The 22,100-nt window shown below is 72.7% G+C and carries 18 protein-coding genes and 2 pseudogenes; 16 read left to right on the top strand and 4 right to left on the bottom strand.

What is annotated here, in order from left to right; all coding sequences use genetic code 11:
• Nucleotides 1-866, bottom strand: an 866-nt coding sequence (locus FHP29_RS20095) for an RNA polymerase sigma factor (RefSeq protein WP_139624629.1), incomplete at its 3' end; no start/stop codon positions are given.
• Between the two features lie 197 nt (nucleotides 867-1,063).
• Between FHP29_RS20095 and FHP29_RS23005 the strand changes: the two are divergent.
• A pseudogene (locus FHP29_RS23005) lies at nucleotides 1,064-2,938 on the top strand (acetyl/propionyl/methylcrotonyl-CoA carboxylase subunit alpha); the annotation flags it as partial.
• Nucleotides 2,939-3,250: 312 nt separating this feature from the next.
• Here FHP29_RS23005 and FHP29_RS23010 read toward each other — a convergent pair.
• Nucleotides 3,251-4,090, bottom strand: coding sequence for a hypothetical protein (locus FHP29_RS23010; protein WP_240044633.1), 840 nt, complete (start codon nucleotides 4,088-4,090; stop codon nucleotides 3,251-3,253).
• A 175-nt stretch (nucleotides 4,091-4,265) separates the two neighbouring features.
• Here FHP29_RS23010 and FHP29_RS23015 point away from each other — a divergent pair.
• A pseudogene (locus FHP29_RS23015) lies at nucleotides 4,266-4,595 on the top strand (hypothetical protein); the annotation flags it as partial.
• A gap of 234 nt (nucleotides 4,596-4,829) precedes the next feature.
• Nucleotides 4,830-6,527 carry a carboxyl transferase domain-containing protein gene (locus tag FHP29_RS23020; RefSeq protein WP_338036854.1) on the top strand — a complete coding sequence of 566 codons (1,698 nt, stop codon included), beginning with the start codon at nucleotides 4,830-4,832 and terminating at the stop codon, nucleotides 6,525-6,527.
• Nucleotides 6,528-6,548: 21 nt separating this feature from the next.
• Here the strand turns inward: FHP29_RS23020 and FHP29_RS20105 are convergent, their stop codons facing one another.
• Both FHP29_RS20105 and FHP29_RS20110 read right to left on the bottom strand, forming a co-directional pair.
• The gene (locus FHP29_RS20105) at nucleotides 6,549-7,796 is read right to left on the bottom strand and encodes a hypothetical protein (RefSeq protein ID WP_139624630.1); all 1,248 of its coding nucleotides are present in this window, start codon (nucleotides 7,794-7,796) and stop codon (nucleotides 6,549-6,551) included.
• A complete protein-coding gene (locus tag FHP29_RS20110; protein WP_139624631.1) occupies nucleotides 7,793-8,638 on the bottom strand; it encodes an LLM class F420-dependent oxidoreductase in 846 nt (281 codons plus the stop codon). Before FHP29_RS20110 ends, FHP29_RS20105 begins: the two co-directional genes overlap by 4 nt.
• 116 nt (nucleotides 8,639-8,754) lie before the next feature.
• Between FHP29_RS20110 and FHP29_RS23160 the strand changes: the two genes are divergently transcribed.
• The 13 genes from FHP29_RS23160 (at nucleotide 8,755) to FHP29_RS20175 (ending at nucleotide 22,068) form a co-directional block, all read left to right on the top strand.
• Nucleotides 8,755-10,542: an InlB B-repeat-containing protein gene (locus tag FHP29_RS23160; RefSeq protein ID WP_139624632.1), complete on the top strand. Its 1,788-nt coding sequence runs from the start codon at nucleotides 8,755-8,757 to the stop codon at nucleotides 10,540-10,542.
• 90 nt (nucleotides 10,543-10,632) lie between these two features.
• A complete protein-coding gene (locus FHP29_RS20120; protein WP_139624633.1) occupies nucleotides 10,633-11,220 on the top strand; it encodes a TetR/AcrR family transcriptional regulator in 588 nt (195 codons plus the stop codon).
• Nucleotides 11,217-12,446: a cytochrome P450 gene (locus tag FHP29_RS20125; RefSeq protein ID WP_139624634.1), complete on the top strand. Its 1,230-nt coding sequence runs from the start codon at nucleotides 11,217-11,219 to the stop codon at nucleotides 12,444-12,446. The genes FHP29_RS20120 and FHP29_RS20125 overlap by 4 nt, the downstream gene beginning before the upstream one ends.
• The gene (locus FHP29_RS20130) at nucleotides 12,446-13,222 is read left to right on the top strand and encodes an SDR family oxidoreductase (RefSeq protein WP_139624635.1); all 777 of its coding nucleotides are present in this window, start codon (nucleotides 12,446-12,448) and stop codon (nucleotides 13,220-13,222) included. Before FHP29_RS20125 ends, FHP29_RS20130 begins: the two co-directional genes overlap by 1 nt.
• Nucleotides 13,219-14,583, top strand: coding sequence for a cytochrome P450 (locus FHP29_RS20135; protein WP_139624636.1), 1,365 nt, complete (start codon nucleotides 13,219-13,221; stop codon nucleotides 14,581-14,583). Before FHP29_RS20130 ends, FHP29_RS20135 begins: the two co-directional genes overlap by 4 nt.
• Nucleotides 14,580-14,780, top strand: coding sequence for a ferredoxin (locus FHP29_RS20140; protein WP_139624637.1), 201 nt, complete (start codon nucleotides 14,580-14,582; stop codon nucleotides 14,778-14,780). The genes FHP29_RS20135 and FHP29_RS20140 overlap by 4 nt, the downstream gene beginning before the upstream one ends.
• Nucleotides 14,777-15,409 (top strand): nuclear transport factor 2-like protein, encoded by a 633-nt coding sequence (locus tag FHP29_RS20145; RefSeq protein ID WP_139624638.1) that lies wholly within the window; start codon nucleotides 14,777-14,779, stop codon nucleotides 15,407-15,409. Before FHP29_RS20140 ends, FHP29_RS20145 begins: the two co-directional genes overlap by 4 nt.
• Entirely contained in the window at nucleotides 15,406-16,866 is a 1,461-nt protein-coding gene (locus FHP29_RS20150) for an aldehyde dehydrogenase (protein ID WP_139624639.1), read from the top strand. The genes FHP29_RS20145 and FHP29_RS20150 overlap by 4 nt, the downstream gene beginning before the upstream one ends.
• 59 nt (nucleotides 16,867-16,925) lie before the next feature.
• The gene (locus FHP29_RS20155; protein ID WP_139624640.1) at nucleotides 16,926-17,675 is read left to right on the top strand and encodes an SDR family oxidoreductase; all 750 of its coding nucleotides are present in this window, start codon (nucleotides 16,926-16,928) and stop codon (nucleotides 17,673-17,675) included.
• Complete coding sequence (locus FHP29_RS20160; protein ID WP_139624641.1) at nucleotides 17,672-18,484, top strand: NAD(P)-dependent oxidoreductase; 813 nt, start codon at nucleotides 17,672-17,674, stop codon at nucleotides 18,482-18,484. Before FHP29_RS20155 ends, FHP29_RS20160 begins: the two co-directional genes overlap by 4 nt.
• Complete coding sequence (locus FHP29_RS20165; protein ID WP_139624642.1) at nucleotides 18,481-18,885, top strand: carboxymuconolactone decarboxylase family protein; 405 nt, start codon at nucleotides 18,481-18,483, stop codon at nucleotides 18,883-18,885. The genes FHP29_RS20160 and FHP29_RS20165 overlap by 4 nt, the downstream gene beginning before the upstream one ends.
• A gap of 26 nt (nucleotides 18,886-18,911) precedes the next feature.
• Entirely contained in the window at nucleotides 18,912-19,655 is a 744-nt protein-coding gene (locus FHP29_RS20170; RefSeq protein ID WP_139624643.1) for a 4'-phosphopantetheinyl transferase family protein, read from the top strand.
• A 385-nt stretch (nucleotides 19,656-20,040) separates the two neighbouring features.
• Nucleotides 20,041-22,068 (top strand): hypothetical protein, encoded by a 2,028-nt coding sequence (locus FHP29_RS20175; protein WP_139624644.1) that lies wholly within the window; start codon nucleotides 20,041-20,043, stop codon nucleotides 22,066-22,068.
• The last annotated feature ends 32 nt before the right edge of the window (nucleotides 22,069-22,100 follow it).

Here is a 22,100-nt window from a genome sequence, read left to right on the forward strand (position 1 = left end):
GCCCCGCCTCCCGCCCCGCCGGCGGGCGGCCCGGCCGCCGGCAGCACCGGGTCGTCGACGTAGTAGGAGACCAGGCGCTCGTCGCCCAGCACCCGATCCCGGAGCGAGGCCGGCGCCGCGAAGGCCGGGACCCCGGCCAGCAGGGCGAGCGGGCTGACCATGAGTCGCCGGCGGGTCTCGCAGGTCTCGCAGTTGTCGATGTGGCGGGCGACCCGCTTGCGGATGAGCGGGGAGAAGCGACCGTCCCAGTCGCCCAGGATCCCCGCGAGGTCCGCGCACAGCTCGCTGCCACGGCGCGCGATGAGCAGCGCGCCGAGGGAGCGCTCGACCTGGTCGCGGGCGCGACTGAGCATGACGTAGGAGTTCGCCGGCGTCACGTCCATCGCGGCGGCCAGCTCGGCGCCGTCGAGGCCCTGGCGCAGGTGGAGGTCGAGGAGCGCGCGGTCCCGGTCGTTGAGGCCCTCGATCGCGGCCCACACCAGCTCGCGCAGCTCCTCCTGCACGGCCGTGTCGGTGACCTGCTGCTCGGGTCCGCTCGCGTCGTCAGGCATGGCCTCGAGCCATTCCTCGTCGTGGGCCTCGCGGGCCCGGCCGCGCAGCGTGCGCAGGCACTCGTTGCGCACCACGGAGTAGAGCCACGGCCGCAGCCGCGAGGGATCTCGCAGCTGGCCGACCTTCTCCGCCATCACCACGAACGAGTCCGCCACGCAGTCCGCCGCCTCCTCGCGGCTGCGGAGCATCGAGTAGGCGAAGTCGTGGAGCCGGTCGGCGTACCTCTCGTAGACGCCCGCGAACGCCTGCCGGTCGCCCGCCAGGACGCCCGCGACGAGGGTCGCGTCGTCCGCGGGCGCACCCGAGACCGTCATGGCGTGATCGTAGGGACACAGAGGTGTGAGCGTCCGGCGAATAGAACCTTGCAGTTTTCGGCGGCTGGATGCTGCCGACAACGAACGCTCGGGAACGCTGTGGGATCTCGACTGTCCCCGGCCCTGCGCGAGATGGAAGGGTCGAGAGCGTGCCACAGGTCTCTCGCATCGCCATCGTCAACCGGGGAGAAGCCGCCATGCGGCTCATCCACGCCGTCCGTGACCTCAACGCCCGGCACACGTCGGACGACGTGATCCGCACCATCGCGCTGCACACCGACGTCGACGCCGGGGCGGCGTTCGTGCGCGAGGCCGACGAGGCCCACCTGCTCGGCGCGGCCGCCGACCGGCCCTATCTCGACCTCGCCGTCCTGGAGGACGCGCTCACCCGGACCGGGGCCGACGCGGCCTGGGTCGGGTGGGGCTTCGTCGCCGAGGACCCGGCCTTCGCCGAGCTGTGCGACCGGTTGGGCGTCACCTTCATCGGCCCCAGTGCCGAGGCGATGCGCAAGCTCGGCGACAAGATCGGCTCCAAGCTGATCGCCGAGGAGGTCGGCGTACCCGTGGCGCCGTGGAGCCGCGGCGGCGTCGACAGCCTCGAGGAGGCGCTCGCGAGCGCCGAGCGGATCGGCTACCCGCTCATGCTCAAGGCCACCGCCGGCGGCGGCGGGCGCGGCATCCGCAAGGTCACGTCGGCCGACGAGCTCACCGATGCCTACCAGCGCACCCGCGACGAGGCGCAGCGCTCGTTCGGCAGCGGCATCGTGTTCCTCGAGAAGCTCGTCACTGACGCCCGCCACGTCGAGGTCCAGGTGATCGCCGACGGGCAGGGCACGGCGTGGGCGATCGGCGTGCGCGACTGCTCGGTGCAGCGCCGCAACCAGAAGGTCATCGAGGAGTCCGCCTCCCCGCTGCTGACCGACGTCCAGGCCGCCGACGTGAAGGCGTCGGCGGAGCGGCTGGCCAACGCCGTGGGCTACGCCGGCGCCGGCACGGTCGAGTTCCTCTACCACCCCGGCGAGAAGACCTTCGCCTTCCTCGAGGTCAACACCCGCCTCCAGGTCGAGCACCCGATCACCGAGGAGGTGACCGGCACCGACCTCGTCGCGCTGCAGATCCAGGTCGCGCGCGGCATCCCGCTCGGCGGCGACCGGCCCACCGAGCGCGGCCACGCCGTCGAGGCCCGCCTCAACGCCGAGGACCCGGACCGCGACTTCGCGCCCGCGCCGGGCCGGATCAGCCGGCTGGAGTTCCCGGCCGGGCCCGGCATCCGCGTCGACACCGGTGTCGCCGAGGGCGACACCATCCCCGCCGACTTCGACTCGATGATCGCCAAGGTCATCGCCTGGGGCGCCGACCGCGACCAGGCGCTCGCCCGGCTGCGGCGCGCGATGAGCGAGACGACCGTCGTCATCGACGGCGGCGCCACCAACAAGAGCTTCATCCTCGACCTGCTCGACCAGCCCGAGGTCACCACCGGCACGCCCGCCTGGGCGGACACCGGGTGGATCGACCGGGTCCGCGGCGAGGGCCGGCTGCAGGCCGCCCGGCACGCCGGGGTCGCCCTGGTCGCCGCCGCGATCGAGGCGTACGACGAGGAGGAGCGCGCCGAGATCGCGCGCCTGCTGCAGACCGCCCAGGGCGGCCGGCCGCAGATCCAGCACGACCCGTCGCGCACGATCGAGCTCAAGCTGCGCGGGGCGACGTACGCCCTGACCGTGCGCCAGACCGGGCCCTCGCGCTACCAGGTCACCGTCGCGGCGGGCGGCGAGGAGCGCACCGTCACCGCGATCCTGGACCGCATCGACGAGGTGCACGGCCGGCTGAGCGTCGAGGGCCGGCGGTTCCGGCTGGTGACCTCCAGCCACGGGCCGGTCCACCTCGTCGAGGTCGACGACGTCATGCACCGGATCAGCCACGACGAGGGCGGCATGGTCCGCTCGCCCGCCCCGGCCCTCGTCGTCTCGACGCCGCTCGCCGTCGGCGACGAGGTCGTCGCCGGCCATCCGGTGCTGGTCCTGGAGTCGATGAAGATGGAGACCGCCCTGGCCGCCCCGTTCACGGGACGCGTCAAGGAGCTCCTCGTCCGCGTCGGCAGCCAGGTCGAGACCGGCGCGCCGCTGGTCCGGCTCGAGCCGATCGCCGACGCCGAGGCGGCCGACGCCGCCGGCGCGAACACCGCCCGGCTGGCCGACCTCGACCTGCCCGAGCCCGCTGCCGCCTCGGGCGAGGGTGCGCTCGCCGACCTGCGCAGCCAGCTGCTGGGGTACGACGTCGAGGAGGACCGCCGTCAGGCGCTGCTCGCCGAGCACCTCGCCCACCACCTCGCCGCTCGCGACACCGCCTCGGCCGGCGACACCCTGCGCGCCGAGATGGACCTGCTGTCACTGTTCACCGACTTCGCCGAGCTCAGCCGCAACCGGCCCGCCGGCGACGAGCCGCCGGCCGAGCTGCGCGTGCACAGCTCGCGCGAGCACTTCCACACCTACCTGCGCAGCCTCGACCCCGACCGGGGCGCGCTGCCGGACCACTTCCGCGACAAGCTGCAGCGCGTGCTCGCCCACTACGGCGTGACCGACCTGGAGCGCACCCCGGAGCTGGAGCGGGCGGTGTTCCGCATCTTCCTCGCCCAGCAGCACCCGTCCGACGTCGACATCGCGATCGGCGTGCTCCAGCGCTGGCTCGGCGACCCGCCGCCGCCGGCCGAGCACGCCGCGGCCGCTCGCGCGCTGCTGGAGCGGATGGTCCGCGCCACCCAGCTGCGGTTCGCCGTCGTCGGCGACCTCGCCCGCTCGGTCCGGTTCGGCTGGTTCGACCAGCCGCTGGTCGACGACGAGCGGCGCGCCGTCCTCGAGGGCGTCGCCGCCGAGGTCGAGGCGCTCACCGACCCGGGCGCTCCCGACCGGGAGGCGCGGATCGACGCGCTGACCGCGATCCCCGAGCAGCTCGTCGGCTTCCTCCGCGACCGGCTCGTCGACGGCCTGCCCGCCCGCGAGCCGCTGCTCGAGGTGCTGATCCGCCGCCACTACCTCGAGTACGACCTGCACGACCTGACGGTCACCGGCGCCGACGAGCACGCCGGCCGCCCGGTCGTGTACGCCGAGTACGCCACCGACGAGAAGGGCGCGACCCGGGTCGTGTCGACCCTCGGCGACGTCACCGAGCTCGCGGATCCCGACAGCGCACTCGGCACGGCGATCAGTGCCGTGCTGACGGCCGACCACGACGACGTCATCGAGATCTACCTGCGCTGGCCCGACGCCCCCGCCGACCCCGACGAGCTGTCGGCCGAGGTCGCGCGGATGCTCGCCGGCCAGGAGTTCGCCTGCCGCGCCCCAGCAGGTCGACTACTTCACCTTCCGCCGCGACAGCCGCGACAACCGCGACAGCGGCGACCCGACCGGTGGCCTGGTGGAGGACACCCTCGTCCGCGGCATGCACCCGATGGTGGGGCGCCGGCTCAACCTGTGGCGTCTGCGCGAGTTCGACGTCACCCGGCTGCCCGCCCCCGACGACGTCCTCCTCTACGAGTGCGTGGCGCGTGCCAACCCGGCCGACCGCCGCCTGGTCGCGGCCGCCCAGGTCCGCCAGCTCGCCGTCGTGCGCGACGAGGAGGGCCGGGTGATCGCGCTGCCGCACGCCGAGCGTGCCGTCGAGAACTGCCTCGAGGCCATCCGCCGGGTGCGCACGGCCCGCGGCCGCGCGGGCACCCAGCTCGACGTCAACCACGTCTGGGTCACCGTCTGGCCGGTCATCGAGGCCGACCTCGACCAGCTCACCGCGCTCCAGGGCAAGATCACCCCGCTCAGCGAGGGTGCGGGCATCGAGGAGGTGCTCGCCGAAGGGCGGGTCGCCGGCCCCGACGGCGGCGCGCCCGTCCCGCTGGCGATCCGCTTCCACGCCAAGCCCGGCGCCGGCGTCGTCGCCGACGTCATCGAGCCGCCGACCGAGCCGCTCGCCCCTATGGACGAGTACGCCGGCAAGGTGCTGCGCGCCCGGCGCCGCGGCCTGGTCTACCCCTACGAGCTGCAGCGGGTGCTGGCCGGCGGTGGCACGCTCGTCGAGCACGACCTCGACGACACCGGCCGGCTGGTGCCGGTCGAGCGCGAGCCCGGCCAGAACAAGGCCGGCATGATCGTCGCCGTCGTCACCACGCCGACCCCGCTCTACCCCGAGGGCATCACCCGGGTCGTGCTGTGCGGCGACCCGCTGAAGTCCCTCGGCGCGGTCTCCGAGCCCGAGTGCACCCGCATCATCGCGGCCATCGACCTCGCCGAGCAGATGGGCGTGCCGGTCGAGTGGTTCGCGGTCTCGGCCGGTGCCCGGATCTCGATGGAGAGCGGCACCGAGAACATGGACTGGGTGGCCGCCGCGCTGCGCCGCATCGTCAACTTCACCCAGGACGGCGGCGAGATCAACATCGTCGTCGCCGGCATCAACGTCGGCGCCCAGCCCTACTGGAACGCCGAGGCGACGATGCTCATGCACACCAAGGGCATCTTGGTGATGACGCCCGACAGCGCGATGGTGCTGACCGGCAAGCAGTCCCTGGACTTCTCCGGCGGCGTCTCGGCCGAGGACAACCACGGCATCGGCGGCTACGACCGCGTCATGGGCCCCAACGGCCAGGCGCAGTACTGGGTCCCCGACCTGGCCGGTGCGTTCGGCGTGCTCATGGCGCACTACGAGCACACGTACGTCGCCCCGGGCGAGCGCGGGCCGCGGCGCGCGCCGTCCAGCGACCCGGTCGACCGGGACGTGTCGTCGTACCCCCACTCGGGCGACTTCGCCACCGTCGGCGAGATCTTCTCCGCCGAGCACAACCCCGACCGCAAGCGTCCCTTCGACATCCGCACCGTCATGCGGGCCCTCGCCGACGCCGACCACGACATGCTCGAGCGCTGGGCCGGCATGGCCGACGCCGACACGGCGGTCACCGTCGACACCCGGATCGGCGGCTACCCGGTCACCCTGATCGGCATCGAGTCCAAGCCGGTCCCGCGCGCGGGCTTCCCTCCCACCGACGGCCCCGACACCTACACCGCGGGCACCCTGTTCCCGCGCTCGTCGAAGAAGGTCGCCCGCGCGATCAACGCGGCGTCCGGCAACCGACCGCTCGTCGTCCTCGCCAACCTGTCCGGCTTCGACGGCTCGCCGGAGTCGATGCGCAACCTGCAGTTGGAGTACGGCGCCGAGATCGGCCGCGCGATCGTCAACTTCGACGGACCGATCGTGTTCTGCGTGATCTCGCGCTACCACGGCGGCGCGTTCGTGGTGTTCTCCAAGCAGCTCAACCCGCGGATGACCGTGCTGGCCATCGAGGGCTCCTACGCCTCCGTGCTCGGCGGCGCCCCCGCCGCGGCCGTGGTGTTCGCCGCCGAGGTCGCCAAGCGGGCCGCCGCGGACCCGCGCGTCGCCGCGCTCCAGGAGCGGATCGACCACGCGGGCGAGGGTGAGGGCGAGCGCGGCGCGCTCGTCGTCGAGCTGGCCGAGCTGCGCGCCCAGCTGCGCGCCGACAAGATCGCCGAGGTGGCCGCCGAGTTCGACGGCGTCCACAACATCCACCGCGCGGTCGAGGTGGGCTCGGTGGACGAGGTGATCGCCGCCAGCGACCTGCGCCCGAAGGTGATCGCGACCATCGAGAAGGGGCTGGCCCGCTGACGGACGATCGCAGGTGAGCGCTCAGAGCGGGGTGATCGGCAGCGACCTGCGCGGCTGGAAGGCGAAGGTCGCGCCGGTGCTGAACCGGGTCACCGTGACCTCCTCGGCCTCGGGCCGCGCCTCGCCGGTCGTGACGCTCACCCGCCACCCGCCACCGGGCGCGTCGGTGAGCCTCGCGTCGAGACGGGGGTCCACGGCGCCGGCGATCGCCCGCAGCGCGTCCGGCCAGGCCGGGCCGCACAGCGAGATCCACGCCTCGTCCTCGTCGGCCGGTCCGGGGGTCACCCGGATCTCCCCGGGCCCGTCCGCGGCGCTGACATAGGCGGCCGGGTTGAGCAGCGGGTGCAGCCGGATCGCCCGGAGGGCTCCGGCAGCATCGCGGGGCAGGTCGAGAGCGAGGGCGAGTCGCTCGGCGCCGATGCCGGCGATGCCGACGAGCTGCTTGCGCCGCAGCTCGACCAGCTCGGCCTCGGTCTCCACCCGGTCGGCCACGGCGAGCGCGAACGCCCGGTCCAGCAGGTGCATCTGCAGGCAGACCTCGTCGGCGATCCGGACCAGCGCGGAGTGCGAGAAGGCGCCGAAGTCGACGTCGGACAGCAGCGGTCCGCCGTAGTCGGCCCGGCCCTCGTCGTCCGGGTCGATGGCCGCGAGCTCGAGCAGCGCGGCTCGGGAGCGCGCGTTGACCTCGAGGGCCGGCACCGGCTCGGGCTCCGGGTACGACGGGTCGATGGTCACCGTCCACGCGCAGTGGGGGAGCCGGCCGGCCGCCCGGTCGTCGGGACTGCGCGGGGGGCGGTGGATCGGGCGGACCTGCGCGTGCGGGTTGGTCGCGATGGCGGTCGCGTCGAAGGTCGGGTCCTCGATGTCGTGGCACATGCCGCGCACGTACTCCTCGCCCATCGGCTCGACGTCCATCAGGGCGCCGCAGTGGTCGAGACGGAACTCGCCGTGCCACGGGTCGTGGACGGTGTAGCGGAAGTCCATGAACTGAGGGGGAGCGCCGATGTCGAGCTGCAGCCCCTTGAAGATGGTGACGACGTCGCCCTGCCCCGGTACGGCGGGCGCGTAGCCCAGGGCCCGCTGCATCCGCCGCGTGTAGACCGGGCTCGCCGCCGCCCACTCCTCGATCGCGATCTGCAGCATCTCCTCGCGCCCGAACGCCGCGATGCACCACGCCATCCCGGACCGGTCGATGAGCTGGCCGATGAGCAGGAGCTCGGGGACGAGGGTCGCGAGCTGCTCGCGGGACAGGTCGGCGTACCGGCTCACGCGAGCCCCAGCCGGCCGGCCAGCTTGTCGAGGTAGGTGAGTACACCGGACTCGTCGGAGTCGGGCACGCCCCAGATCAGCTCGGAGGCGCCGGCGGCGGTCCAGTCGGCGACGTCCTCCGGGGCGGGCCGCTTGGCGACGAGGACGCGGACGTCGGGCTCGCCCTCGCGTCCGGCCTCGGCCCACTCCTTGCGCAGCAGCTCCGCGCTGGCGGCCACCTCGGTCGAGGTCGGCGTGGTCATCCACCCGTCGGCGTGCCGGGCGATCCACCGCATCGTCCTCGGTCCCGCGCCGGCGCCGATGATGACGGGGATCCGGCCCTGCGGGGGCTTCGGATAGGCCCAGCTCGGTCCGAACGACACGAACTCGCCGTCGTACGACGCCTCGTCCTGGGTCCACAACGCCCGCATCGCCTCGAGGTACTCCTTGAGCACCGTCCGGCGCCGATCGGCCGGGACATGGTGGTCGGTCAGCTCGTCGGTGTTCCAGCCGAAGCCCGCCCCGAGGGTGACCCGGCCGCCGGAGAGGTGGTCGAGGGTGGCGAGCGTCTTGGCGAGGGTGATCGGGTCGGACTCGACCGGCAGCGAGACCGCCGTGGACAGGCCGATCCGGGTCGTCATGGCCGCGCAGGGCGCGAGCGAGACCCACGGGTCGAGGGTGCGCAGGTAGCGGTCGTCGGGCAGCTCCGCGCCGCCGGTCGGGTGGAGCGCGTCGCGGCGGACCGGGATGTGGGTGTGCTCGGGCACGTAGATGGTGTCGAAGCCCCGCTCCTCGGCGGCCCGGGCCAGCCGGGCCGGCGTGATGCCGCGGTCGGAGGTGAAGAGGACGATCCCGTTGCGCATGGAGCCACCCTAGAACGCGTTCTATTTTTTCGGAATCATGACGGGACCCTTGTCCGGAGGCCGGTGTGCCGCAGGTTCTACTGAACACACAACGCGCCAGATCTTCCGATGATTGAATGCCGCAACTGCGTGGCCGGGTCGGGCCGGCCGCCTCCTTGCTCCAGGAGTTGAACGCCATGCACTCGGGACTCTCGCACGCCCCACGTCGCACCGCTGTCGCTGCCGCACTCGGCCTGGCCGCCGCCTTGGCGGTGGTACCCGGTCCGGGGCGCGCCGTCGCGGCGCCCGCCTGCTCCCTCGGGGAGGAGCGGGTCCTGACCTTCGCGTACACCGGGGCGCTGCAGGTCCTGCACGTCCCGGCCGGGGTCGATCACCTCGACCTGTCGGTCGTCGGCGCCAATGGTGGTGATTCTCTCTCCCACCTTGCCCACATCCAGGGCCCGGGCCTCGGTGCGCGTCTCGACGTCGCCGACCTGCCGGTCGAGCCGGGGAGCGTGCTGACGGTCCTGGTGGGCGGGGTCGGCGGCCTGTCGTTCTGGAGTCCGTCTCCGGGCCAGTCCCCGGGTGATTATGGCGGCGGAGGGGGCGGCGGCGGCTCCTTCATCTACGCGGATCCCACGGTGGACGGGCTGCTGGCCGCTGCCGGCGGAGGTGGTGGGGGTGGGTACGGCGCGGGGATCGAGAACGATGGCCTCGATGCCCGTGGCCGGGACGGCATGACGGGGACTGCGGGCGGAACGGCTCGGGGCGAGTACGGCGGGGCCGGCGGTGACGGAGGTGCCGGCGGAGCCGGCGGCCGCTTCGGCAATAGTGATGGAGGTGCCGCTGCCGGTGGTGGTGGGGGATTCGTCGGAGACGGTGCTGACGGTGCGGAACTGGCCGAAGGATACGGAAAGGGCAGCGGCGGTCGCAGTGTCGCGGCGGGTGGCGCGGGCGGCGCGGGCGGCAGCTATGTGTACACGGGGGCCACGGGCGGGACCGGGGGGTTCGGTGGCGGTGGTGGCGGTGCGGCCAATGGTGGCGGTGGCGGTGGTGGTGGGTTCAGTGGCGGCGGTGGCGGTGACGCCCTCTACGGTGCGGGCGGGGGCGGCGGCGGCTCCTACACCGTGGTACCGCCCTCGTCGACCGGGCTGAACGACAGTAGCGACGGCAACGGCTCGGTCGTGGCCACGCTCCCTGCGCCCGGCGTCCTGCTCGACGTCAACGACGACACGGGTGCGGCGCGGGTCGCCGCCACGGTCGGAACGAACTGCGTCGTGACCGAGCCGGCCGACCCGACGTGGCCGGGATACTCCTTCGCCGGCTGGTTCACGGCGCCCGCCGGCGGCGACGCCTGGGACTTCGGCGCCGCGGCGCCCCCGGGCGGGATCACGCTGTACGCGCACTGGGTCCGGGCCGACGCTCCGCCCATGCCGCCCGCGCCGGGGCGCCGGTGCCAGGGCCGGCGCGCCACGGTGGTGGGTACGCCGGGCGCGGACGTTCTGCGCGGCACGGCCGGGTCGGACGTGATCTGGGCGGGGCCCGGCAACGACGTCGTGGAGGGCCGCGGGGGCAACGACGTGATCTGCGGCGGGCCCGGCGACGACCGGCTGCGCGGGAGTCTCGGCACCGACCGGATCGACGGCGGCGCCGGCAGGGATGTGGTCGTCGGCGGCGGGCTGGCCGGCCAGCGGGCGGTGCGGTCCGTCCCGGGCTCCGACGTCCTGCATGGCGGGCCGGGTGACGACCTCGTGATCGGCCGCGGTGCCGACGACCTGGTGCACGGCGACGCTGGGAACGACCGTCTCTACGGCAACGAGGGTGCCGACCGCCTGTGGGGCGGGCTGGGCGACGACCTTCTCGTGGGTGGCCGCGGTCGCGACCGCCTGCGGGGCGGGCCGGGCCGGGACGCACTGCGCCCCTGACTGCTGCGTCAGTGCCCCCACGCTAGGCATCGCGAGAACACGTTCTCGAAATGCCTTGCGCGGAGGACTTGCCATGCCTAGTTTGGACACATGTCCAGTCAGGTGTTCGAGACGCCGCGCCAGGGGTTGAACCCCCGCCGGGCCGAGACGGTGGAGAGGCTGCTCGCCGCCGGGCTCGAGGAGCTGCGGGCGGTCGGCCACGAGGCGCTCACGGTCCGCACGGTCGCCCAACGGGCGGGGGTGTCGCCGGCGACCGCCTACACCTACCTCGCCTCGAAGAACCACCTCTTCGCCGAGCTGTTCTGGCGTCACCTCAGCTCCGCCGAGGCGGGGCACGGGGTCGGGAGTACGCCGATCGAGCGGCTCCAGGCCACGATGCGGGCGCTGACCGCGCGGATCGTCGAGGAGCCGGAGCTGGCCGCGGCGGTGACGCCCGCCCTGCTCGGCACGGACCCCGACGTCGCGCGGCTGCGGCTGCGCATCGGTGCGGAGTTCCTCGCCCGGTTCGAGGCGGCGCTCGCCGAGCCCGGGCGGCCCGCCGACCCCGCCGTCCTCGAGGTGCTCGTGCTGACCCTCTCCGGAGCGCTGCTGCAGGCAGGGATGGGCCTGATGACCTACGACGAGATCGCCGAGCGCCTCGCCTCCGCGGCCGAGGTCATCCTCCGGGGCAACCCATGACCACGACCACCGGGGCACCGCTCCTCTTCGACCCGTACGACTACGCCTTCCAGGACGACCCCTACCCGACGTACCAGCGCCTGCGCGACGAGGCGCCCGTCTTCCACGCCGAGGACGACGACATCTGGGTGATCTCCCGCCACCGTGACGTCTTCGACGTGCTGCGCGACGACGTCGCCTTCTCCAACCGGATGGGGGTCTCGCTCGACGCGTCGGCGTGGAACCCCGATGCCCATCGGGTGATGAGCTTCCTCGCCCTCGACGGCGCGGAGCAGTCGCGGATCCGCAGGCTGGTCTCGGCGGCGTTCACCCCGCGCCGGGTGCGCGAGCTGACCCCCGAGGTCGAGGCCCTGACCGAGCACTACCTCGACCGTGCCCTCGCGGCCGCCGCCGAGCGCGGTGCGGCCGACTGGATCGGCGACCTCGCCGGCTTGCTGCCCATGGACGTCATCTCCGAGATGATGGGCGTCCCGGTGGCCGACCGCGACGAGGTACGCCGACTCGCCGACCTCCTCGTGCACCGCGAGGACGGCCTGCGCGACGTGCCACAGGCAGGCATGGAGGCCTCGTTCGCGCTCTTCGACTACTACGGCGACATGGTGCGCCGCCGGCGCAGGAGCCGCACCGACGACCTCACCTCGGCGCTCGTCGCGGCCGAGGTGGACGGCGACCGGCTCCGGGACGGCGAGATCATCGCGTTCCTGTTCCTCATGGTCGTGGCGGGCAACGAGACCACCACGAAGCTGCTCGGCAACGCGCTCCTCCACCTCGCCGCCCACCCGGACCAGCAGGCCCAGGTGCTCGCCGACCCCGGCCTGGTGCCGGCGTGGATCGAGGAGACACTGCGTCACGACACCTCGAGCCAGATGCTGGCGCGCTACGTCGTCGAGGACGTCGAGGTCGGCGGCATGCCGATCCCCGCCGGATCGAAGGCGCTGGTGCTGCTCGGCAGCGCCAACCGCGACGAGCGGGTCTTCACCGACCCGGCGACCTTCGACATCCACCGCCGCCCGGCCGAGCTGTCGCAGAGCCTCAGCTTCGGCACCGGACGCCACTTCTGCCTCGGCGCCAACCTGGCCCGGCTCGAGGCCCGGGTCGTGCTGGAGGCGCTGGTCCGCCGCGTCGACGGCTTCGACGTGCACGCCGAGCGCGCCGCCCGCGTCCACTCCACGAGCGTGCGGGGCTTCGCCTCGCTGCCGGTCACCTTCTCCTCGAGGAGCGCGTGATGCCCAAGCCCGCGCACCCCGCCCGCCGGCCCGCCGTGGTCGCGGGCGCCTCCTCGGGGATCGGCGCGCAGACGGCGAAGGCCCTTGCTGCGGCGGGCTTCCCGGTCGCGCTGGGGGCCCGGCGCGTCGAGCGGTGCGAGGAGTTGGCGACCGCCATCCGCGAGGACGGAGGCGAGGCGTTCGTGCACGCGCTCGACGTCGCGTCGACCGAGTCGGTCGAGAGGTTCGCCGGCGCTGTGGCGAAGGAGCTCGGTGACGTCGAGGTGGTGGTCTGCAACGCCGGCCGGCTCGCCCCCGGCAGCCTGCTCGACGCCACGACCGAGCAGCTGGTCGCGGAGTTCGACGTCAACGTGCTCGGCGCGCACCGGCTGCTGCGCGCCTTCGGGGCGGGCATGGTCGAGCGGCAGCGCGGCGACCTCGTGTTCGTCTCGTCCGACACGGCCCTCCGCGCCCGGCCGTTCATGCGCGGCTACAGCGCCACGAAGTCCGGCCTCGAGGGCCTGGTCGAGGCGCTGCGGATGGAGCTGGAGGGATCCGGGGTCCGCGCGTCCGTCGTACGCCCCGGGCCCACGTGGTCCGAGATGGGCTCGGACTGGGACGCCGAGGCCGGCGCGAAGGTCCTCACCGAGTGGGTCAGGTGGGGACACGCGCGGCACTCCCACTTCCTCGAGGCCACCGCGATCGCGGACGCGATCGTCACCGTCGTCTGCGCGCCGCGGGGCGTGCACATCAGCCCCGTCGACGTGAACCCCGAAGCCCCCGTGGAGAAGCCGTGACCCTCGCCGACATCCCCGAGGTCTCGACCGTCCTCGACGACCAGAGCCCCGAGGTGCCGGCGATCATCAAGGGCACCGGCCACCTGCCCGAGATGCGGATCGACCCGATCGCCCTCTTCCACCGCGTCCGCGAGGAGTGCGGCGCCATCGGCCGCTTCCGGCTGGCCGACAGGCAGGTCGTCCTGGTGAGCGGCGCGGAGGCCAACGAGGCGTTCTTCCGCGCGCCGGACGAGGTGCTCGACCAGGCCGCGGCGTACCCCTTCATGACGCCGATCTTCGGCAAGGGGGTCGTCTTCGACGCCTCGCCGGAGGAGCGCCAGCAGATGCTGAAGAACCAGGCGCTGCGCGGCGAGATGATGCGCGGCCACGCGCAGACCATCGAGGCGGAGATCCGCCGGATGGTCGCGGGGTGGGGCGACGAGGGCGAGATCGACCTGCTCGACTTCTTCGCCGAGCTCACCATCTACACCACGAGCTCCTGCCTGATCGGCAAGCCGTTCCGCGACCAGCTCGACGGGACGTTCGCCGAGGTCTACCACCGTCTCGAGCACGGCACCGACGCGATCGCGTACGTCGACCCGTACGCCGACATCGAGAGCTTCCGGATCCGCGACCGGGCCCGTGAGGAGCTCGTCGGCAAGGTGCAGGCGATCCTCGACGCCCGGCTCGAGCGAGGGGCCGTGCCGCGCGAGGAGCAGGACCTCCTCGACGTGCTCATCGCGGTCGGCATGGACGCCGACCACATCACCGGCATCTTCATCTCGATGATGTTCGCCGGCCACCACACCTCGTCGGGCACGGGGTCGTGGGCGATGATCGAGCTGCTGCGCCACCCCGACGTGATGGCCTCGGTGGTCGCGGAGCTCGACGATCTCTACGCGGACGGGGCGGAGGTCAGCTTCCAGGCGCTGCGGTCGATCCCCGTGCTGGAGGCCGCCCTCAAGGAGACGCTTCGCCTCCACCCGCCGCTGGTCATCCTGATGCGCCTGGTGCAGGAGGACTTCGACCTGCTCGGCCACACCATCCCCGCCGGCACCCTCGTCGCCGCCTCGCCGCGGGTGTCCAACCGGATCGAGGACGACTTCCCGAAGGCCGACGCGTTCGATCCGGGGCGGTACGTCGACCCGCGTCAGGAGGACCTCCAGAACCGCTGGACCTGGATCCCCTTCGGCGCCGGCAAGCACCGTTGCGTCGGCAACGCCTTCGCGATGATGCAGCTGAAGGCGATCTTCTCGGTGCTCCTGCGCGACTTCTCCTTCGAGCCCGTCCAGGACCTCGAGTCCTACCGGGACGACGTGACGAAGATGGTCATCCAGCTGGCGCAGCCCGCGCGCGTCCGCTATCGGAGGCGGGCTCGATGAGGGTCGTGGCCGACACCGACCTCTGCCAGGGGCACCAGCTGTGCCAGGGCGAGTCCCCGACCGTCTTCGGCTTCGACGAGACCGCCGACGTCGTCGTCGTGCTCGACGAGCACCCCGACGAGGCGCTGCGCGCCGAGGTCACCACCGCCGTGAGGTACTGCCCCGCCTTCGCCCTGTCCCTCGAGGAGGACTCATGACCCTGTCCCGTGCCGAGATCGAGGAGTTCTGGGACTCCTGGCTCGACGTCAACCGCCGGGCGGAGGCGAGTGGCGACTGGCGGCCGATGGCCGACTGGTATGCCGAGGACGCGACGTACGGCTGGATGTATGCCCCCGACGAGCACTTCATGGCGGTCGGTCGCGACCAGATCCGCGACTGGGCGATCGGGATCGAGATGGACGGCCTCGACGGCTGGCACTACGACTACGTGTGCACCGTGATCGACGAGCACAAGGCGATGGTCGTCGGCTTCTGGAAGCAGCGCTCGGGCATCCTCGACGACACCGGCAAGGAGTACGAGATCCTCGGTCTCGGCGGCTCGTGGTTCGGGCTCAAGCGGGTGACCGCGGGCGCCGACGCAGGTCAGGTCAAGATCGACTGGCAGCGCGACTGGTTCGACATGCCGTCGACCGCGCACACCTTCCTGCAGATCATCGAGGCGGGCAAGGCGCCCGACACGCTGCTCCAGCGGATGTCGGTCACCGGACACGGCGTGCCCGGGCACTACCACCTCGACGAGCTGCCCTCGACCGTGTGGCCTCCGCCGGTCGAGGCCGGGAAGTACGTCACGCAGGCCCCTGCGGTGGTCGAGGAGGTCGCCCCGTGAGCGCGCTGCCGCCACCGGCCCAGCAGCTGATCGACGGCAAGCTCGTCGCGGCGTCCGACGGGGCGACGTACCCGATCCTCGACCCTGCTTCCGGTTCCGAGATCGGGGCCGCCCCGGACGGTACGGCGGCCGACGTCGACGCCGCGATCGCCGCCGCGCGCCGGGCCTTCGACGAGTCCGGCTGGTCGACGGACCGCACGCTCCGGGTGCGCTGCCTGCGCCAGCTGCACGCGGCGCTGCTGGAGAACGCCGACGCGTTCCGGGCGCTCACGACGGCCGAGGTCGGCATGCCCGGCTTCATGATGGGGGCGGCCGGCTTCGACGTACCCGTGGACGGGCTGCGGTGGGTCACCGACCTGGCCGAGGGCTACGCGTTCGAGACGGACCTGGGCGTCGCCGCGCCGATGGGGATCCCCTCGCGGCGTACCGTGCGCCGCGAGCCGGTCGGCGTCGTCGCGGCGATCACGCCGTGGAACGTGCCGACCCAGATCAACCTCGCCAAGGTCGGTCCCGCATTGGCCGCCGGCTGCACCGTCGTCCTCAAGCCCGCGCCCGACACCCCGTGGCTGGCTGCCGAGCTCGGCCGCCTGGTGGCCGAGCACACCGACATCCCGGCGGGGGTCCTCAACGTGGTGACGCCGCGCTCCAACGAGGTCGCCTCCGTACTGTCGACCGACCCGCGCGTCGACATGGTGTCCTTCACCGGCTCCACCGCTGTCGGTCGCGCCATCATGGCGGCCGCCGCGCCCACGCTGAAGAAGGTCTTCCTCGAGCTCGGTGGCAAGTCGGCCGCGATCGCCCTCGACGATGCCGACGTGGCCGCCGTTGCGGGCGCGACCGCGTTCGCGGCCTGCATCCACGCCGGCCAGGGCTGCGCCATCACGACCCGGCTGATCGTGCCGCGCGACCGGTACGACGAGGCGGTGGCCGTCGCCGCGCGGACCATGGAGTCGATCGGGGCTCGCGACCCGCAGGACCCGGGCGCGATCTGCGGCCCGGTGATCTCGGCCGCCCAGCGCGACCGCGTGGCGTCGTACCTCTCGCTCGCGGTGGACGAGGGCGGCACCTTCGCGACGGGCGGCGCGGTGATCGACCGCCCCGGCTTCTGGGTGCAGCCCACCGTCGTCGCCGGCCTCGACAACTCCTCGCGCCTCGCGCAGGAGGAGATCTTCGGCCCGGTCCTCGTGGTCATCGCGCACGACGGCGACGACGACGCGGTCCGGATCGCCAACGACTCGCCGTACGGCCTCTCCGGCTCCGTCGACTCGGCGTCCCTGGAGCGGGCGACGGCGGTGGCGGCCCGGATCCGCACCGGGACGTTGGCCGTCAACGGCGGCGTGTGGTTCAGCCCCGACGCCCCCTTCGGCGGCTACAAGCAGTCCGGCGTCGGCCGGGAGATGGGGGTCGCCGGGTTCGAGGAGTACCTGGAGACCAAGACGCTGGCGTTCCCCGCGTGAGGGCGCGGGAGCTTCACCGGCCGGCCGGTGAATCTTGTGACGGATGAGGAAGTTGGGACATGAGGTTCGAGAACAAGGTCGCCGTCGTGACCGGCGCGGCCCAGGGCATCGGTGAGGCGTACGCGCGAGCGCTGGCGGGGGAGGGCGCGGCGGTCGTCGTCGCGGATCTCGACGAGGAGGCCGGGGCCGAGGTCGCGGCGTCCATCGCCGAGGACGGCGGGCGGGCGATGTTCGTGTCGTGCGACGTCAGCGACGAGGCGTCGGCGCAGGCGCTGGTCGCCGCGACCGTCGCCGAGTACGGCGGCATCGACCATCTGGTCAACAACGCCGCGATCTACGGGGCGATGGAGTTCGACCTGCTGGTCAGCGTCGACTGGGACTACTACAGGAGGTTCATGAGCGTGAACCTCGACGGTGCGCTCGTGATGACCCGAGCGGTGTACCCCGAGATCGCCGAGCGCGGCGGCGGCGCGATCGTCAACCAGAGCTCGACGGCGGCCTATCTCTACTCCGGCTTCTACGGCCTGGCCAAGGCCGGCATCAACAGCCTCACCCAGCAGCTCGCCCACGAGCTCGGCGGCCGGCGGATCCGGGTCAACGCGATCGCGCCGGGGCCGACCGACACCGAGGCGACCCGCACCCAGGCCGGCGACGCCGCCAGGGACATCGTCCGCAACAGCCTGGCCATCAAGCGGATGGGCTCGGTCGACGACATGGTCGGCGCCCTGCTCTTCCTGCTCTCCGACGACGCGTCGTGGGTCACCGGCCAGATCCTGGCGGTCGACGGCGGCCAGACCTTCCGGCTATGAACACCCCACGCGTCGGCTTCGTCGGCCTCGGCAACATCGGCAGGCCGATGGCGCTGCGGCTCGCGGCCACGGACGACATCGACCTCCAGGTGTACGACGTCGCGCCCGCCCCGGTCGCCGAGCTCGTCGCCGCCGGCGCCACCGCGGCCGGCAGCGTCGCCGAGCTCGGCGTGGACGTCGTGTGTGTGATGGTGCGCGACGACGACCAGGTCCGCGCGGTGGCGGCGGACGTACCGGACGACACGCTGCTGGTGATCCACTCCACGGTCGCGCCCGGGACCCCGGCGGAGCTGGCCGCGACCGGGCGTCGGGTGCTCGACGCCCCGGTCAGCGGTGGCGCGATGGGCGCGGCCGACGGGAGCCTGGCGATCATGGTCGGCGGCGCCGAGGCCGACTTCGCCGCCGCGCGGCCGGTCCTCGAGGCGATGGGCTGCAAGGTCGTGCATGCCGGCCCGCTCGGGTCGGGGACCCGGATGAAGCTGGCCCGCAACCTCATCCACTTCGTCGCCTTCACCGCCGTCACCGAGGCCCAGCGCCTCGCGGAGGCCGCCGACCTCGACCTGGCCGTGCTCGGCGAGGTCGTGCGGCACACCGACGCGATCACCGGCGGACCCGGCGCGATCATGTACCGGACCACCACGGCGCCGATCGCCGAGGACGACTTCTGGCACGGCGTCCTCGCCCACGTGGCCGCCCTGGGGGAGAAGGACCTGGGCCTCGCGGTCGCCCTCGCGGACGAGCTCGGCGTCGACGTACCACTGGCGCGCGAGGCGCTGCCACGACTGGCGAAGGGACTGGGCCTGCGATGAGCGACAAGTTCGACGACCTGCCGGAGGTGCGCGCCCGGGGGCTGCGCCGGATGGAGGAGGTCTACGGCTTCGACCTGGCCGACGGCGAGGGCGACTTCTTCCGCTACACCGCCGACCACCTCTTCGCCGACATCTGGAACCGCCCGGGTCTCTCCGATCGCGACCGGCGCCTCTTCCTCATCGGCCTGCTGGTGGGGCAGCGCGCGAACGACGTGCTCGGCATCCAGGTCCCGGCCGCGCTCGCCAACGGCGAGCTCGACGCCGAGGCGCTGCGCGAGCTGGTCATCCTCGCCTGCCACTACGACGGCTGGCCCAACGGATCCCGGCTGAACTCGGTCGTCGAGGACGCCATAGCCCAGGCGCGACGCGCCGACCCGGACGGCGGGCCGACGCCCGGGTGAGGGAGGCCTTGTTAACCTCGGGAGTGATGACTCGCGACGTGGCGCAGGCTGTTCCGGAACCCGGGGAGGAGCCGGTGGTCCCGGTCGTCCTCGAGTCCGTGCTCAACACCTCCGTGGTCCTGCCCTCGGACGGCGTCGGCGTATGGCGAGTGCCCACGGAGACCGTCGGCGACGAGCAGCTCGAGGTCGCCCGCGAGTGGCTCGACGAGGGCGAGCGGCAGCAGGCGTCGTCGTACGTCCGCGCCGAGCTGCGGCGCGCCTACGTCATCGCCCACGTCGCCACCCGGCTGGTCGTCGGCGCGCTGTCCGACACGCCCCCGGAGAAGGTCGTGTGGGGCCGCCATCCGTGCCCGGGGTGCGGGGAGCCGCACGGTCGCCCGCGCGCCGAGCGGTCCGGCATCGAGTTCTCGCTGAGCCACACGCCCGGCCAGGTCCTCGTCGCGGTCGCCGACCGACCCGTCGGCGTCGACGTCGAGCGGCATCCCGACGACCCGGTGGCACTCGCCAAGCTGTTGCACCCCGACGAGTACGACGAGATCGCGGCGGCCGCGCACGGCACCCTCGACGGGGGGCGGGCGACGGTCCGCTTCACCCGCGCGTGGTCGCGCACCGAGGCCTACCTCAAGGGCCTGGGCATCGGCCTGGGTCGCGACCCCCACCTGGACTACCTCGGCACCGACGACGCCGCCGGCCGCTCCCTGGGTGCGTGGAGGGTGCGCGACGTCGTCGTACCCGACGGATACGGCGCCGCGCTCGCCGTGCTGGTCTAGGACCCTGCTGAACGATCCGCGCGGCTACGCGGCACCGGGGGAGCGTTGGCTGCGCCCGTAGTGTTCAGCAGCGTCCTGGACCTCCCACGGGCGATCCTGTGGCGGCGGTCACACGCGTAGGTAAAATCTCTCTCCGATCCGGCCGTTTTAACCTGATTCGCCACACCCGGGACTTTGGTCCTGCCTAAGGTGCAATATCGGGTTCCGGTCGTCCCTTCCGTCTCGGGAGTGCGGGCGACGGGAGCGAGAGGTTGTCGGACCTGAGTTCGCGGTGGGGCGTGGACGTCAGGGCCGATGCTGAATCGTGGCTCCTCGGACCGCCCGTGCCATCACCTTTGCAACGATCGCGTCGACCCCAATCGGCGCGAGCACTAGGGGTCCCATCATGAATATCTCCTCGCGCCGTACGCGGCGCCATCCCGAGCCGGCCAGGGCCCAGGCGGCCCGCCGGCGTCGTCGCTCGATCGCGCTGCTGCTGCCCGCCGTCGTGGTGGTGAGCACTGTCCTCAGTGGTCCCGCGTACGCCGACGACGCCGACAACACGCCGTCGGACACGTCGACCGAGACGTCGCAGCAGGCTCCGGCGGACGACGCCACCCAGCAGGCCGAGCCGAAGCAGGACGCGCCGTCGGACCCGCCCGCGGAGAAGCCGACCAAGGAGGAGCCGGCGCCGCCCGCCGACTCCGGCCCGGACGAGTCGGAGGAGAAGCCCGACCCGAAGCCCGAGGCTCCGACCGACCAGGACAAGAAGGCCGACGACCAGGCCGGCAAGAAGGCCGACGACAAGGCGCCCGAGGCCGAGAGCCCGGCCAAGACCGAGCCCGAGAAGGTCGTCAACCAGCCCGTTCAGAACACCTTCACCGCCGCCGCGGCCAAGGACGACGAAGAGGACGCCAAGGTCGTCGTCTGCAAGTACACGTCGACCCCGCCCGGCGGTGCCGACCACATCATCGTGCGCAGCGTGAACGCCATCCCCGGGTTCCCGGCGGCCCCGACGTTCCCGTGGTCCTCGAACGACGCGCAGGACTCGATCGCCATCCGGTTCGCCGTCGGCAACGAGCAGCCGGCGGACACGCCCGAGGTGATCGCGGCCAACTGCCCGGTCCGTCTGCTCGTGCCCACCCCTCCGGTGATCGTCAACTGCGGCCCGAACAACGACGTGTACGGCGTGATCGACATCTCCCCGGCCGGGGCCTTCACGGTCCTGCGCAGCCTGGACCGCTCGGTGACTCTGGTCGCCGACTACCCGCGGTTCGTGTTCTTCCCGGCGCAGGTCACCGTCGTGCTCCCCGCTCCGGTGGACGCGAACACCGCCTGTCCCGCGGAGATCGCCCCGCCCGACCTCGACGTGATCGACGAGTGCGGCACCGGCAACGCCCACTACGAGGCGGTTCCGGCGAGCCCGGACTACACCGCGGACGCCCCGCTCGCCGATGGCAGCATCCTGCTGCACGCGGTGGCGCCGGCCACCTTCCCCGGCGGTGCGACGACGTACCAGTATCCGGCGGTGGTCGAGACCAACAAGACGGCCTGCCCGAAGAAGGTCGTGGTCTGCAAGTGGGTGACGACCCCGCAGGGTCTCGTGCACCACGTCATCGTGGTGAGCGTCAACGCCGCGGACCCGACGAGCATCGGCAAGACCTGGGACCAGGTGGTCGACAGCGACTTCCCGATCCCGTTCAACGACGCTCAGGCCTCGGTCGCCATCCGCTTCGCGGTCGGCAACGAGCAGCCCGGTGACGAGATCCTCGAGAACGGCGGCTGCCCCGTCGACCTCGACGTGCCCGAGGTGCCGCAGACCGACCCCTGCAACCCGCCGGGTGTCACCAGCAACGTCGCGTTCGGCGCGCTGCCGCCCTCCGACGGGAAGTGGACGGCCGACACCTCGGTCGCCGGACAGATCACGTTCACCGCGACCGGCATCAACTACTTCGAGCTCGAGGTGGTCGACGGCAACGTCACCTACGTCAAGACGGCCGTCGTCAAGCTCGGTGCCGACAGCGGGGTGAAGTGCCTCGTCGCTCCGGCGATCACGGCGAACGACCCGTGCAACCCGGTGGGTGTCACCAGCAACGCGACGTGGGTGATCCCGGTGGAGACGCCGGACTACACGGTGTCGGTGGTCAACGGCGTGATCCAGCTGATCGCCAAGCTGGGCAAGGTGTTCGAGGGTGACAAGCCCACGTTCACCTACGCCCTCGCGGTGAGCCCGCCGGACTCCGGCGTGGTCTGCCAGGTCGCGGGCGTCCAGGAGACGAAGAACCCGCCGAAGAAGCAGGACGAGGTCAAGAACGCCGCGGTCTCGGGTCTGCCGAACACCGGTGGTCCCGCGGGCTGGCTGATGCCCCTGGGCGTCGGCCTGGTCCTGGCCGGTGCCGGACTGGTCCTGGGGCGTCGCGACAGGACGGCCTGAGGTCGTGACGCGCTGAGCGTCTGAACCCACGG

It is taken from the genome of Nocardioides albidus (assembly GCF_006335005.1).
GTDB lineage: Bacteria > Actinomycetota > Actinomycetes > Propionibacteriales > Nocardioidaceae > Nocardioides > Nocardioides albidus.